Consider the following 13,645-nt stretch of genomic DNA (forward strand, 5'->3'; position numbering starts at 1 on the left):
ATGTTTACCGGAATCATTCAAGCGATTGGCAGGATTGAAGCCCTGTCTCCCCGGGGCGGCGATGTGCGATTGACCATTGCTTCGGGAAAATTGCCCCTTGACGAAGTCAAGTTGGGCGATAGTATCGCCATCAGCGGCGTTTGCTTGACCGCCGTTGCGGTTGACAGCCAAACCTTTAGCGCGGATGTCTCCCGGGAGACTCTGAGTTTGACCACCCTGGGCAACCTCAAATCGGGCGATCCGGTAAATTTGGAATTGGCCATGACGCCGGCCACCCGCTTTGGCGGGCATATCGTTAGCGGTCATGTGGATGGCATTGGAAAAGTAACCCAACGTTGGGAAGACGCCCGTTCCACGAGATTCCGGATTGAGTCTCCCAAGGCGCTGGCAAAATATATCGCCACCAAGGGTTCGATTTGCGTGGACGGCATCAGTTTGACGGTGAATCGGGTAGAAGGGGCGGCCTTTGAGGTCAATATCATTCCCCATACCCTGGCTGAAACAACCTTAGGCAATACGCTGGTCGGCAATCCGGTCAATTTGGAAGTAGACCTGATTGCCCGCTATCTGGAAAGGCTGTTAATGGGTGATAAGCAGATAGATGGAATTACTCTGGATTTATTGAATCGCAGTGGATTTACCGGGGCGAAGCCATGAATACCATAGAAGAAATCATCGACGACCTCCGCCAGGGCAAGATGGTGGTCATTATGGATGACGAATCCCGGGAGAACGAGGGGGATTTAATTCTGGCGGCCAGTTTCACCCGGCCCGAGGATATCAATTTCATGGCCCACCACGCCCGTGGCTTGATTTGCCTGACATTGACCCGGGAGCGGTGTAAACAATTACGTCTTCCCTTAATGGTGAATGAAAACCAAACCCCCCATTCCACCAATTTCACCGTTTCCATCGACGCCGCCCAAGGCATTACCACGGGTATTTCCGCCGCCGACCGGGCCCTCACCATTCAAGCGGCGGTCGCGCCAAACGCCAAGCCGGAAGATCTGGTTCAGCCGGGACATATTTTCCCTTTGATGGCCCACCCCGGCGGTGTTTTGAGCCGCGCCGGCCATACCGAAGCTGGCTGCGATCTGGCCCGTTTGGCGGGCCTGGAACCTGCGGCGGTCATTGTCGAAATCCTCAACGAAGACGGGACGATGGCCCGGCGTGGGGAGCTGGAACGGTTCGCCCGGGAGTACGGGCTTAAAATTGGCACCATTGCCGATTTGATCCGCTTCAGGATGCAGACCGAGCAAACCGTGGAGCGGGTCAGCGAATGCCATTTCCCGACCGAGTACGGGGATTTTAAGTTGATTGCTTTCCAGGACAAAGTGGATAATAAGCTGCACTTGGCTTTGGTTATGGGCGAAGTGGCGGGGGATGAACCGGTACTGGTCCGGGTGCATGCCCGCAGCCTTCTGACGGACTTGCTGGCATCCACCCGCGAACCCGGCATTACCATCCGGGCGGCGATGCGCAAGATCGCCGAGGAAGGTCGGGGCGTGCTGGTGGTAATTCGTAAAGAAGAAGATAGCAAGTCACTGGTGGAAAAAATCCATCGCTATCAATTACAAGATAACGGGATAGAAACTTCCCCTGAAGAATCGCCGGAAGATTGGCGCGCCACCGGCACCGGCGCGCAGATTCTCGCCGATCTTGGTGTGCATAAATTGAAGGTGTTGGGGGCGCCTAAGAAATTCAAGGGGCTTCCAGGGTATGATCTGGAAGTGGTCGATTACGTGGAGATATAACCGAATATGACAGAGATAAAAACACTGGAAGGCGCCTTACAGGCAACCGGGATGCGTTTCGCTATTGTGGCGGCGCGCTTTAATGGATTCATTGTTGAGCAGTTAGTGCAAGGGGCGGTGGATGGTTTGGTTCGCCACGGCGCGGAACCTGCCAATATTCGAATACTGAAAACACCTGGCGCTTTTGAGTTGCCCTTGGCTATTGAGGCGGTTGCCGAGCACGGTGGAGTGGATGCCATTATCGCTTTAGGGGTCGTCATCCGCGGCGCCACGCCTCATTTCGATTATGTGGCGGGAGAGTGTGTCAAGGGCATTTCGGCGGTTACCATGAAATACAAAGTGCCTGTGGCGTTTGGAGTGTTGACCACTGACACCATCGAGCAAGCCATCGAGCGGGCTGGAACCAAGGCGGGAAACAAGGGGTTTGATGCCGCCATGACAGCCATTGAAATGGTGGATTTATTGCGGCAAATAAAAAATTCATGAGTTTCGAGAAAAAAAAAGCCAAACCTTCGCGCAGTGCTGCCCGGCGCAGTGCGCTGCAAGCCCTGTATCAATGGCAGATGACAGCGCAATCGCCTTTGGATATCGAACGCCAATTCCTCAAATCAGAAGAATCTGGCGGTGCGCTGCCGGAATATTTTTCCGTTTTATTGCGAGGGGTGACCGATCATTGCCAGGAAATTGACCATGCCCTTAGTGAATTCACTGACCGGCCGGTGGTGCAGATTGATCCCATTGAAAGAGCCGTCCTACGTTTGGGCGCTTATGAACTTTTGTACCACTGGGAGGTGCCTTACCGGGTGGTCCTCAATGAAGCCATTAACCTTGCCAAACGCTTCGGCGCTACCCAGCAAAGCTATAAATATGTCAATGGCGTGCTCGACAAACTGGCCCATAAAGTGAGATCAACGGAAGTCAAGGGCACAAATCCTGAACGCACATTCTAATATTTCCCTGAACGATCTTTTCTAACATTCCTTGGACGAATTCGCCCTCATTCAACGCTTTTTCACTCGCCGTCCCAGACGCAAAGATACCTTTGTCGGCATTGGTGACGATGGCGCGCTTTTGTCACCTCCTGAGGGGGAAGCCGTCGTTGCCACCATGGATACGTTGGTGGAAAACGTGCATTTTTTCCCCGAAGTTGCGCCGGAGGATCTCGGCCACAAGGCGTTGGCCGTCAATTTAAGCGATCTTGCAGCCATGGGCGCGAGGCCCGGCTGGGCTTTCCTGGCACTGACTTTACCAAAAGCCGATGAGGCCTGGTTGGAATCCTTTGCCAATGGGCTTTTGTCTCTGGCGGATGAATTCAATGTTGATTTGGCTGGTGGCGATACGACTCGAGGGCCTTTGACTGTCACCCTTCAAGCGTTGGGTTTTGTGAAAGCCTCCCTCGCGCTGAAAAGATCCGGGGCCAAGGTAGGGGATGGGATTTATGTTAGCGGAACCTTGGGCAGCGCCGGCCTGGGTTTGAAAATTCTCCAGCAGCAGATCAGTTGGCCCGATCCCGCTGCAGAAGAACGATTGTTGCGGCCAACCCCAAGGGTACGCTTGGGTATTGCGCTTCGGGGCTTGGCCCATGCTTGTATTGATATTTCCGATGGGCTGGCCGCCGATCTTTATCATATTTTAAATGCCAGTGATGTAGGCGCCAGGGTTGAATTTGACCGCTTGCCTTTGAATAAAGGCGTTAAGCGATATATCGCCGAAACCGGGGATTGGCAAATGCCTTTGACTGCCGGGGATGACTATGAATTGTGTTTCACCATGCCACCGGAAAAGGAGCCGAATCTTGCGGCAAGCTTGCAAAACAGTGGGGTGACATGGCATCGTATTGGGATAATAGAACAACAATCAGGGCTGCGCCTATATAAAGGGGGAAAGGTGACAGTTCTGTCACCTGCGGGGTATCAACACTTTTCATGAGCACAAAACCATTCATTTTTAAAAGCTCGCGCCTGGAATATTGGATAGCCTCCGGCTTTGGGGCGGGGATATCAACCTGCGCACCCGGCACTTTGGGCACCTTGGTCGCTATTCCGTTGTATTGGGGGTTAAAGTCCCTGAGTCCTTCCTTGTATTTGGCCGCCATAGTCTTGGGTTTTATTTTCGGCGTCTATATTTGCAGCCAACTCTGTGATGAATTGGGTTTCGATGATCATCCAGGCATTGTCTGGGATGAAATTGTTGGCTTTTGGATCGCGATGTTGGGATCACCCCTTACCTGGCCTTATATTGTGGTTGGATTTTTGTTGTTCCGTTTTTTTGACATCGTCAAGCCTTGGCCCATCCGTTGGTGCGAGCAAAGAATCAAGGGGGGGCTGGGAGTCATGTTGGATGATGTTTTGGCCGGCGTTTTTACCGCTATCTTATTGAACTTTCTTCCCCTTTAATGGACTAACCGTTTGTCCGAGTGAATGGGGTTTGTAAAACAACTATTGAGATACCGAAAGAATATCGGTATAATCTTACAGATCAATCGCGGGGTGGAGCAGTCCGGTAGCTCGTCGGGCTCATAACCCGAAGGTCGCAGGTTCAAATCCTGCCCCCGCAACCAATTAGCCCCGTTATGGGGTTTTTTATTTTATCTAAGGTGTTCAGACTTAAGAATGCCTTTGCAGGATGCAAGACGATAACAAGATGGGCCCTGGGCCCATTTTTTGTGGGCGGAATATTTGCATCATTTAACATATGAGTAAAGTGTCAGATCAGTTAAAACAGCTATTAGAGCCAGTCATTACCGGACTTGGCTACGAATTGGTCGGTATCGAATGGACCGCCGATCCCAAACAAAGGCGGGTGCTGCGTATTTATATTGATATTGAGGATGGTGTCACCGTTGATGATTGCGAGTTGGTGAGCGGGCAAATCAGCGCGTTGTTGGATGTGGAAGACCCCATTCCTGGAAACTATGTGCTGGAAGTCTCTTCCCCCGGCCTTGACCGACCCTTGTTTACGCTGGCGCATTTTCGCCGTTTCATCGGCGAGCCGGTGCGCATACATTTGCAGCAACCACTGGAGGGCCGAAAACGGTTTAAAGGCACAATTAAAGCGATTCATGATAATCAGGTCACGCTTGTCTCTCAGGAAGGCGAGACGGTGGACATTCCTTTCGAATGGATTGAAAAAGCCCGGTTGGTGCCTGATTACAACGCAATTTTGAAAGGGTAAAGGCGATGACGAATAAAGAAATCCTAAGAGTTGTCGAAGTGGTCTCCAATGAAAAGGACATCGACAAAGAGATTATTTTCCAGGCGCTGGAAACCGCTTTAGCCACGGCAACGGCACGAAAACACGACAACCAGATTGACGTGCGGGTGGAGATCAACCGGGATACCGGCGAATATAAAACCTTCCGGCGCTGGAAGGTGGTCGAGCCAGAGGAGCTGGAAGATCCGGAAAAGGAGATGACGCTGGAGGAAGCTCGCAAACTCGATCCCAATGCTGAAATCGGTAGTTTTGTGGAGCAGCCGATGGAATCGATTGCATTCGGCCGGATTGCCGCGCAAACCGCGAAGCAGGTCATCATCCAGAAGGTCCGGGAAGCTGAACGGCGCAAAGTCGTCGAAGCCTACAAAGATCGTATTGGTCAACTGGTTACTGGCGTGGTCAAGCGGGTAGAGCGGGGTAACGTTTTTCTCGATCTGGGCGGAAATGCAGAGGCTTTAATTCCCCGGGAGGAAACTATCCCGAACGAATCCTTCCGGATTGGCGACCGGGTCCGCGGCTATTTGAAAGAGGTTCGGGAAGACAGCCGCGGTCCTCAATTGATTGTCAGTCGTACCGCGCCTGAGTTATTGATTGAGTTATTCAAGCTGGAAGTACCGGAAATCGGCGAGGGCGTCATTGAAATCAAAGGTGCCGCGAGGGAGCCTGGCGCGCGGGCGAAAATTGCCGTCAAAAGCAACGACCCAAGGCTCGACCCTATTGGCGCTTGTATTGGCATGCGCGGTTCCAGAGTTCAGGCAGTGACCAATGAACTCAACGGAGAAAAGGTCGATATCGTACTCTGGGATGAAAATGACGCCCAGTTTGTGATCAACGCCATGGCCCCGGCGGATATTGTCTCTATCGTGATGGACGAGGATAACCACAGCATGGATATCGCGGTGGCCGACGAGAACCTTTCCCAGGCCATCGGCCGTGGTGGTCAAAACGTGCGCCTGGCCAGTCAACTCACTGGGTGGGAATTGAATGTCATGTCGATTTCCGAAATGGAAGAAAAACGCCAAGGGGAAGCTGAAACCGTCAAGCAAATGTTTATGGATCAGCTGGATATCGATGAGGATCTGGCGGAAACGCTGGTGCAGGAAGGCTTTACCTCTCTGGAGGAGTTGGCCTATGTACCGGCCAAGGAATTAATGGAAATTGAAGCGTTTGATGAAGAACTGGTGGAAGAGCTTCGCCGGCGCGCCAGAGATGCGCTTTTGATCAAGGCCATTGCCAGTGAGGAACAGACTGAACTGCAAGGACCGGAGCAAGACCTTCTAGAAATGGAGGGTATGGATAAAGAATTGGCCTATAAATTGGCCGCCGCCGGCATTCGCTCCATGGAAGATTTAGCGGAAATGTCTGTGGATGAACTAATGGAAATCGCTGACGATTTAGACAAGGAGCGCGCTGCTGAATTGATTATGAAAGCGCGCGAACCGTGGTTTGCGGAAAGTCAGGCGGGTGAGTAAGAAGAGGAAACGCATATGAGTGAAGTGACGGTAAGACAATTGGCTGATACGGTGGGCATCCCCTTGGACCGGCTGCTCAATCAATTGAGTAATGCGGGTTTGGATAAAAATGACGCCGATGATGTATTGAGTGACGAAGAGAAAGTCCAGCTCTTATCTTTTCTCCGCCAGAGTCACGGTAAAAACGAAAAAGTAGAAACTTCCGAACCCAAACGGGTCACCTTGAAGCGAAAAGAAGTCAAGGAACTTAAACAAGGACGCGTGCCGGGTCGCGGGACAAAAACCGTGAGTGTCGAGGTTCGTAAACGCCGGACCTATGTCAAACGCAGCGAAATTTCAGGCCTGACGCCCCAGCAGCAGGAAGCGGAGCGCGCCCGCCAGGCACTGGAAGAACAACGTCGACAGCAGGCGCTGGAAGAAGCCCGTCGCCGTGAGGAGGAAGAACAACGCCGCCTTGCGGAAGAAAAAGCCAGATTAGAAGCAGAGCGTAAGCAGCGCGAGGAAGAAGAAAAGCGCAGGGCCGAAGAAGCGCGGCTTGCACAGGAAGCCAAAACCGCCCAAGCCGAAGGCGCAGCGCCCGAAATTGAAACTCAAGCACCGACGACGCTCGAGAGAGCGATGGAAGCTGAGAAACCGGTGGAAACTGAACCTGTGGAGATTCCACCGGTTGAGACCGGGAAAAAGCCAGAAAAGGCCAAGGCCAAACGCGAAGAAAAGAAAAAAGAAAGGCCCGCCCGTAAGAAACTGGAAGCCTCAGATAAACTCTTGGCAGCCAAAGCGCGCAAGAAAAAGAAGGCCAAGGCGGAAGTCAGCCGGCCTACCACCCCGATGGTTCGAGAAGTGGTGATCCCAGAAGCCATTACCGTTTCGGAATTGGCACAGCGGATGGCGGTCAAGGCTTCAGAAGTCATCAAACAGCTCATGCAGCTCGGCATTATGGCGACGATCAATCAAACCCTGGATCAGGAAACCGCGGCCATCGTCGTCGAAGAACTCGGTCACAAGGTCAAGTTGCAAAGCGCCGAGGACATGGAAGAAGCTCTGCTGGAACAGGCAACCGTGCCACTGTCCGAGGAAAAGCCCCGGCCTCCGGTGGTTACCATCATGGGTCACGTGGATCACGGTAAGACTTCCTTGCTGGATTATATCCGCCGCACCCGGGTGGCAGCCAAGGAAGCAGGCGGCATTACCCAGCATATCGGTGCTTATCAGGTAAAGGCCGATCACGGCAAAATCACCTTTCTGGATACCCCAGGTCACGCCGCGTTTACCGCCATGCGCGCCCGGGGCGCCAAAGTGACGGACATTGTTATTTTGGTGGTGGCCGCCGATGACGGCGTGATGCCTCAAACCAAGGAAGCCATTGAACACGCCCGTGCCGCGGGTGTGCCATTAATCGTGGCTATCAACAAAATCGATAAGCCGGAAGCCGACCCTGACCGGGTGAAGCAAGAACTGGCGGCTTTGGAAGTCATTCCCGAAGATTGGGGCGGTGATACTCAGTTCGTCAATGTCTCGGCCAAGACCGGTCAGGGCGTGGATGAATTGTTGGAAGCCATCCTGCTTCAATCGGAACTGTTGGAATTGAAAGCGCCCACCAAGGGTAGCGCCCGGGGCGTCGTGATTGAATCCCGTCTGGACCGGGGTAGAGGACCTGTGGCCGATGTATTGATCCAGGCCGGGACCTTGAAAAAAGGCGATGCGGTGCTATGCGGTGAACACTATGGCCGGGTGCGCGCCATGTTCGACGAGAACGGCCGCCAATTGAAGGAAGCGGGGCCTTCCACGCCGGCGGAAATTTTGGGTCTTTCCGGTGTACCCCAAGCCGGAGATGATCTCATTGCCGTCAAGGACGAGAAGATTGCCAAGGAAATAGCTGATCTGCGAGCTGAAAAAGCGCGTTCCAAAAAGCTGGCGGCGCAACAAGCAGCCAAGCTGGACGAAGTCTTCCAGAAGATGGAGGAAGGCGAGGTGGTGGATCTCAATTTGGTGGTCAAGGCCGACGTTCAAGGCAGCTTGGAAGCCATCCGCGATGCCCTGACCAAATTGTCCACCGACAAAGTCCGGGTACAAGTAGTCTCCGGTGGCGTTGGCGGGATCAACGAAGGAGATGTCAATTTGGCGCTCGCTTCCAATGCGGTCATTATCGGCTTTAATGTCCGCGCCGATGCCGGCGCGCGCAAGTTGGCCGAAGAAAAGGGCATTGAGATCCGCTATTACAGCGTCATCTACGATGTGATTGACGATGTCAAAAAGTCCATCAAGGGTATGTTGGCGCCAGAAATGAAAGAACGCATCGTCGGCGTGGCCGAGGTCCGCCAAGTGTTCCGTCATCCGAAATTCGGCCAGATTGCCGGTTGCATGGTCAAGGAAGGTTTCGTGCGCCGCAATCTCCCCATCCGCGTGTTGCGGGACAACGTTGTGATCTACGAAGGCCAGTTGGAATCCCTGCGCCGCTTTAAGGAAGATGTCGCGGAAGTCAAAGCCGGCATGGAGTGCGGCATCGGAGTGAAAAATTACAACGATGTCCGTGAAGGGGACTTGATTGAAGTCTTCGAACGAGTAGAGGTGGAAGCCAAGGCTTAACTTATGCCCAAGGAATTTGAACGTTCCCAGCGGGTTGCTTCACAATTGCAGCGGGAATTGGCGGACTTGATTCGCAGCGAATTGAAGGATCCCAGGCTGGGTTGGGTGACCGTCAACGACGTGGAGGTCAGCCGCGATCTGGCGGTTGCCAAAATCTATGTCAGTACTCTGGAGGAAGGGCAGTTGGCGCCTTCCCTGGAAGCGCTACAACACGCGGCCCCTTTTTTGCGGCGTGAATTGGGCAAGCGGTTACGCATGCGTGTCATACCCGAACTGAGATTCTACAAAGATACCGCGATCGAGCGGGGGCAGCGTATCACTCAATTGTTGGATGAGATTGCTAAAAAGCAAGGCAATGAATCAGATGAATAAAGCTAAACGCCCACGGGGCGAAAATATCAACGGCATTGTATTGCTGGATAAATCACCCGGATATACCTCGAACCAGGTATTGCAGAAGGTCAAACGCTTGCTGGGCGCGTGCAAGGCAGGCCATACCGGCAGTTTGGACCCCATGGCCACAGGGCTGTTGCCTATCTGTCTGGGAGAAGCCACCAAGGTATCTCCCTTTTTACTCAATAGCGACAAGCGTTATTTATTTACCATTCGGCTGGGCGTGGCTACAGCGACCGGTGATGCGGAAGGCGAGATTCTCGAACGTCAGCCCGTCCCTGAATTGACCGAACAAGCGGTGGAAAGTGTACTTGAGAGCTTTGTTGGAGAAATCGAGCAGATACCTCCCATGTATTCCGCCCTCAAACAGGGCGGCAAGCGCCTTTATGAACTGGCGCGCCAGGGGATAGAAGTGGATCGTCCGTCCCGTCGGGTGACGGTTCATGAGCTGCATTTGCTGGAAATGGGCCGCGACTGGCTGACCATCGACGCCCTTTGCTCCAAGGGAACCTTCATTCGCACCTTGGCCGAGGACATTGGCAAAGCCCTTGGGACGCTCGGTCATGTGGAAAGCTTGCGCCGCACCCAAGTAGGGGATTTTGACCTCGAGGACGCGATCACCATGGATCAGCTGGAAGCCATGCCCCTGGAAGAACGCCGGGAATTGTTGCGGGCCGTGGATAGCGCCGTGTCATCCTGGCCGGAAGTGGCCTTGTCTGACGATATGGCATTTTACCTGTTGCGGGGACAGCCAGTACTGATTCCCAAATTGCAAGCACAAGGATTTGTCCGCCTGTATAATCGTGACGGACTTTTTTTGGGCGTTGGCGAGGTACTCGATGATGGTCGGGTTGCGCCACGCCGGTTGTTCAAAATGGCGGCATAAAGCCGTTCAATTTTTATTGAAACCATCAATCTAGGAGATAGAAACCATGCCTTTGACCGCTGAAGAAAAAAGCCAAATCATGAAAGAATATCAACGCTCGGAAGGAGATACCGGTTCTCCGGAAGTGCAAGTGGCGCTGTTGACCCATCGCATCAATCAACTGACGCCCCATTTCCAGCAGCATAAAAAAGACGTCCATTCCCGCCGTGGTCTGTTGCGGCTTGTCAATCAGCGCCGCAAGTTGCTCGCCTATCTCAAGCGTAAAGATGTCGAACGCTACCGCAACCTGATTGAAAAACTGGGACTTCGTAAGTAAGACTATTTAAAGGTAAAACAGTGAAACCGATTCGCAAAGAATTTCAGTACGGTGACCGCAAGGTCGTTATGGAAACCGGCGAGATAGCTCGTCAGGCTGATGGCGCCGTGATGGTGGATATGGATGGCACCGTGGTGTTGGTCACGGTGGTAGGCGTCAAGGAGGCTTCACCCGGAACGGATTTCTTTCCCTTGACCGTTAACTACCAGGAAAAGTCCTATGCCGCAGGCCGTATCCCAGGCGGTTTTTTCAAGCGGGAAGGGCGTCCCACGGAGAAAGAGACCCTCACCTCCCGTCTCATCGACCGGCCCATCCGGCCGCTGTTTCCAGAAGGATTTCATAACGAAGTGCAGATTATTGCGACGGTTTTGTCTTCCAATCCGGAAGTGGACGGCGATATTCCCGCCATGATAGGCGCTTCGGCGGCGCTTGCCATTTCAGGCTTGCCTTTTCATGGGCCCATTGGCGCGGCCCGGGTGGGTTATAAAGATGGCCAATACTTGCTCAATCCGGATATCGGTCAATTGGACGACTCCCAGTTGGATCTGGTGGTTGCCGGGACTGAAAAGGCCGTGCTGATGGTGGAATCGGAGGCCAAGGAACTGCCGGAGGACGTCATGCTCAACGCGGTGTTGTTCGGCCACGAGCAGATGCAAGCGGTAATTCAAGCGGTAAACGAGTTGGCGGAAATGGTCAACCCAGAGCCTTGGGAAGTCACCGTCGCCGAGTCCAATCCAGAATTGGAAGAATTAGTGGTTACCCACGCCAGGGACGCGTTGTCGGTGGCCTATCAAATCCGGGTGAAAAAAGAACGTTCCCAGAAGCTCAAGGAAATCCGCCAATCCGTCGTGGAGGCATTAACTTCCGATGAACGTTTCGAACCTGGGGAAGTAAAAGAAGCACTGGAGAAACTGGAGAAGAAACTGGTTCGCGGCAAAATCCTCGAGGATAAGATTCGCATTGATGGCCGGGGTCCGGAAGATATCCGTCCGATCACCATTCGCACCAAAGTGCTTCCCCGCACCCACGGTTCCGCGCTGTTTACCCGCGGCGAAACCCAGGCCTTGGTGATTGCCACCTTGGGTACCGGGCGCGATGCGCAGTTGATTGACGCCATCGAAGGCGAATACTGGGAATCCTTTATGCTCCATTACAACTTCCCGCCTTTCTGCGTGGGCGAGGTGGGCTTTGTTGGATCCCCCAAGCGCCGGGAAATCGGCCACGGCAAATTGGCCAAACGCGCTATCCAGGCGGTGATGCCCAAGGAAGAGGATTTTCCTTATGTGATTCGGGTGGTGTCGGAAATTACCGAGTCCAATGGCTCCAGCTCCATGGCCAGCGTCTGCGGTACCAGTTTGGCGTTGATGGATGCTGGCGTTCCCATCAAGGCGCCCGTGGCCGGCATCGCCATGGGCCTGATCAAAGAAGCGGACACCTATGCCGTTCTGTCCGACATCATGGGGGACGAAGATCACCTGGGCGATATGGATTTCAAAGTGGCAGGGACGGCCGAAGGGGTGACCGCGCTGCAAATGGATATCAAGATCGAGGGGATTACCCCCGAGATTATGCAGACAGCCTTGAACCAAGCCAAACAAGGCCGCTTCCATATTCTTGAAAAGATGAATGAGGTGCTGGCCGAGCCACGTAAAGAAATGTCCGACTATGCGCCCAGAATTACCACATTTCGTATCGATCCCAGCAAGATCCGTGATGTGATTGGTAAAGGCGGGGCTACCATTCGCAGTATCACCGAGGAGACCGGCGTCAGCATTGATATCAGCGATGACGGGATCGTCAAGATCGCTTCGGTGGACAAGCAGGCGGGTCAGGAAGCCCGCCGCCGGGTGGAAGAAATCACCGCCGATGTGGAAGTGGGCAAGGAATACGAAGGCAAGGTGGTGCGGATCATGGATTTTGGCGCTTTCGTCAATATTCTGCCAGGCCGCGATGGTCTGCTGCACATTTCCCAGATTACCGAAGGCCGGCTGGAAAATGTCCGCGATGTCCTCAAGGAAGGGGATGTGGTCAGGGTCAAGGTATTGGAAATCGACCGCCAGGGCCGGGTACGGTTAAGTATGAAAGGGGTCAAGCAACCTTCTTAAGGAGGGCTTTCCCATGAAAACCGGCGGAAATTCCGCCGGTTTTTTCGATTGTTAGTTAACCGTTGCCATCTTTTCCCGCCCAGGCGATGGTTTCCGTGGTGCAAAAAACGCACTCATTGCCTTGATGGTCTATTCCAATCCAACCGTATTCCCGGCCTTTTGTCTGAGCTTCTTTTAAGCACTTTTCTGAGGCAGTCAGTATCGTATGACCGTCCCTCACCCGGGTTTCAAGTCTGGCTGCCAAAGCATCGTCAACAATCTGTTCACCAATGCCAGTACAACTGATGGCCGCAAAAGCCGAGGCGTAATTGCCAGCCACCGTCGCAGAATCGGATATTCGTTCGGGGTAATTGGCCCCGTGACCGCCAGTTGAGGTGGCTGCCGCCAGCCGGCCCTGCTTATCCATTACCACGGCGCCGACGGTGCCGTAACCTTGATTGGGTTGTTTCAGAGTCTTCATCCAGCGTTGTATCGACTCTGGGGTTAGCGGGGACTTAGGTGCAATACCCATTTCCCGGGCAATCAATTGGGCGCCCAAAGGACCCACCACAGATTCTTCCTTTTCTTGCAGATAGGCTGCCAGACGCGATGGGTTGAGAAGATGGGTTGCCAGCATGACGCCGGAAAATTTTCCCCGGCAGCCATCCATTAACGAGGCTGATAGGCGGGCCAAGCCGTCGCTTTGCAGCACGGCCCCCCGGCCGGCATTGAATAACGGGCAATCTTCCAGCTTTTGAACGGCTAGGGTCACGGTTTCCAATGCGCTCAATCCCGACTCAAGTTGAGGCCAGACTTCAGAAAGGATGCGCTGCAATGATAGCTGACGCTGCGCTTCGATGGTTTTATCTTTGGTTTTTTTACCGGCGCCGCCGTGGATCAAGAGAATAGGAGGCGATGCCTGTTGAATGGAAAAAGTCATC

14 protein-coding genes and 1 tRNA gene are annotated in these 13,645 nt (G+C 53.5%); 14 read left to right on the plus strand and 1 reads right to left on the minus strand.

The window, feature by feature from the left end; genetic code table 11:
- From AXA67_12295 to AXA67_12360, 14 genes are all read left to right on the plus strand, one after another.
- Window positions 1-657 carry a riboflavin synthase subunit alpha gene (locus tag AXA67_12295; protein KXJ39832.1) on the plus strand — a complete coding sequence of 219 codons (657 nt, stop codon included), beginning with the start codon at window positions 1-3 and terminating at the stop codon, window positions 655-657.
- Window positions 654-1,754, plus strand: a complete 1,101-nt coding sequence (locus tag AXA67_12300; protein ID KXJ39833.1) for a 3,4-dihydroxy-2-butanone 4-phosphate synthase — start codon at window positions 654-656, stop codon at window positions 1,752-1,754. Before AXA67_12295 ends, AXA67_12300 begins: the two co-directional genes overlap by 4 nt.
- Window positions 1,755-1,760: 6 nt before the next feature.
- The gene (gene ribH / locus AXA67_12305) at window positions 1,761-2,240 is read left to right on the plus strand and encodes a 6,7-dimethyl-8-ribityllumazine synthase (protein KXJ39834.1); all 480 of its coding nucleotides are present in this window, start codon (window positions 1,761-1,763) and stop codon (window positions 2,238-2,240) included.
- Complete coding sequence (locus tag AXA67_12310) at window positions 2,237-2,704, plus strand: N utilization substance protein B (protein ID KXJ39835.1); 468 nt, start codon at window positions 2,237-2,239, stop codon at window positions 2,702-2,704. Before ribH ends, AXA67_12310 begins: the two co-directional genes overlap by 4 nt.
- Before the next feature lie 31 nt (window positions 2,705-2,735).
- Window positions 2,736-3,683, plus strand: a complete 948-nt coding sequence (locus tag AXA67_12315; protein KXJ39836.1) for a thiamine-monophosphate kinase — start codon at window positions 2,736-2,738, stop codon at window positions 3,681-3,683.
- Window positions 3,680-4,150, plus strand: coding sequence for a phosphatidylglycerophosphatase (locus AXA67_12320; protein KXJ39837.1), 471 nt, complete (start codon window positions 3,680-3,682; stop codon window positions 4,148-4,150). Before AXA67_12315 ends, AXA67_12320 begins: the two co-directional genes overlap by 4 nt.
- An 87-nt stretch (window positions 4,151-4,237) precedes the next feature.
- Window positions 4,238-4,314: transfer RNA gene (locus AXA67_12325), tRNA-Met, on the plus strand.
- A gap of 134 nt (window positions 4,315-4,448) precedes the next feature.
- Window positions 4,449-4,928: a ribosome maturation factor RimP gene (locus AXA67_12330; GenBank protein ID KXJ39838.1), complete on the plus strand. Its 480-nt coding sequence runs from the start codon at window positions 4,449-4,451 to the stop codon at window positions 4,926-4,928.
- Between the two features lie 5 nt (window positions 4,929-4,933).
- Window positions 4,934-6,439 carry a transcription termination/antitermination protein NusA gene (gene nusA, locus AXA67_12335; GenBank protein KXJ39839.1) on the plus strand — a complete coding sequence of 502 codons (1,506 nt, stop codon included), beginning with the start codon at window positions 4,934-4,936 and terminating at the stop codon, window positions 6,437-6,439.
- A gap of 15 nt (window positions 6,440-6,454) precedes the next feature.
- Window positions 6,455-9,025: a translation initiation factor IF-2 gene (locus AXA67_12340; GenBank protein KXJ39840.1), complete on the plus strand. Its 2,571-nt coding sequence runs from the start codon at window positions 6,455-6,457 to the stop codon at window positions 9,023-9,025.
- A 3-nt stretch (window positions 9,026-9,028) separates the two neighbouring features.
- On the plus strand, window positions 9,029-9,397 hold the full coding sequence (locus tag AXA67_12345) for a hypothetical protein (protein ID KXJ39841.1): 369 nt from the start codon (window positions 9,029-9,031) through the stop codon (window positions 9,395-9,397).
- Complete coding sequence (locus tag AXA67_12350) at window positions 9,390-10,304, plus strand: tRNA pseudouridine synthase B (GenBank protein ID KXJ39842.1); 915 nt, start codon at window positions 9,390-9,392, stop codon at window positions 10,302-10,304. The genes AXA67_12345 and AXA67_12350 overlap by 8 nt, the downstream gene beginning before the upstream one ends.
- 46 nt (window positions 10,305-10,350) lie before the next feature.
- Entirely contained in the window at window positions 10,351-10,620 is a 270-nt protein-coding gene (locus tag AXA67_12355) for a 30S ribosomal protein S15 (GenBank protein KXJ39843.1), read from the plus strand.
- Window positions 10,621-10,688: 68 nt separating this feature from the next.
- Entirely contained in the window at window positions 10,689-12,725 is a 2,037-nt protein-coding gene (locus AXA67_12360; GenBank protein KXJ40180.1) for a polyribonucleotide nucleotidyltransferase, read from the plus strand.
- A gap of 55 nt (window positions 12,726-12,780) precedes the next feature.
- Here AXA67_12360 and AXA67_12365 read toward each other — a convergent pair whose 3' ends face one another.
- Window positions 12,781-13,644: a hypothetical protein gene (locus AXA67_12365; protein ID KXJ40181.1), complete on the minus strand. Its 864-nt coding sequence runs from the start codon at window positions 13,642-13,644 to the stop codon at window positions 12,781-12,783.
- Between the last annotated feature and the right edge of the window lies 1 nt (window position 13,645).

The organism is Methylothermaceae bacteria B42, assembly GCA_001566965.1.
Lineage (GTDB): Bacteria > Pseudomonadota > Gammaproteobacteria > Methylococcales > Methylothermaceae > Methylohalobius.

Bases quoted from the DNA above. Each gene is read 5' to 3' on its own strand.
- AXA67_12330 (KXJ39838.1), top strand. From the start codon at position 4,449: ATGAGTAAAGTGTCAGATCAGTTAAAACAGCTATTAGAGCCAGTCATT.
- ribH (KXJ39834.1), top strand. From the start codon at position 1,761: ATGACAGAGATAAAAACACTGGAAGGCGCCTTACAGGCAACCGGGATG.
- AXA67_12300 (KXJ39833.1), top strand. From the start codon at position 654: ATGAATACCATAGAAGAAATCATCGACGACCTCCGCCAGGGCAAGATG.
- AXA67_12295 (KXJ39832.1), top strand. From the start codon at position 1: ATGTTTACCGGAATCATTCAAGCGATTGGCAGGATTGAAGCCCTGTCT.
- nusA (KXJ39839.1), top strand. From the start codon at position 4,934: ATGACGAATAAAGAAATCCTAAGAGTTGTCGAAGTGGTCTCCAATGAA.
- AXA67_12365 (KXJ40181.1), bottom strand. From the start codon at position 13,644: ATGACTTTTTCCATTCAACAGGCATCGCCTCCTATTCTCTTGATCCAC.
- AXA67_12355 (KXJ39843.1), top strand. From the start codon at position 10,351: ATGCCTTTGACCGCTGAAGAAAAAAGCCAAATCATGAAAGAATATCAA.
- AXA67_12345 (KXJ39841.1), top strand. From the start codon at position 9,029: ATGCCCAAGGAATTTGAACGTTCCCAGCGGGTTGCTTCACAATTGCAG.
- AXA67_12320 (KXJ39837.1), top strand. From the start codon at position 3,680: ATGAGCACAAAACCATTCATTTTTAAAAGCTCGCGCCTGGAATATTGG.
- AXA67_12340 (KXJ39840.1), top strand. From the start codon at position 6,455: ATGAGTGAAGTGACGGTAAGACAATTGGCTGATACGGTGGGCATCCCC.
- AXA67_12350 (KXJ39842.1), top strand. From the start codon at position 9,390: ATGAATAAAGCTAAACGCCCACGGGGCGAAAATATCAACGGCATTGTA.
- AXA67_12310 (KXJ39835.1), top strand. From the start codon at position 2,237: ATGAGTTTCGAGAAAAAAAAAGCCAAACCTTCGCGCAGTGCTGCCCGG.
- AXA67_12360 (KXJ40180.1), top strand. From the start codon at position 10,689: ATGGAAACCGGCGAGATAGCTCGTCAGGCTGATGGCGCCGTGATGGTG.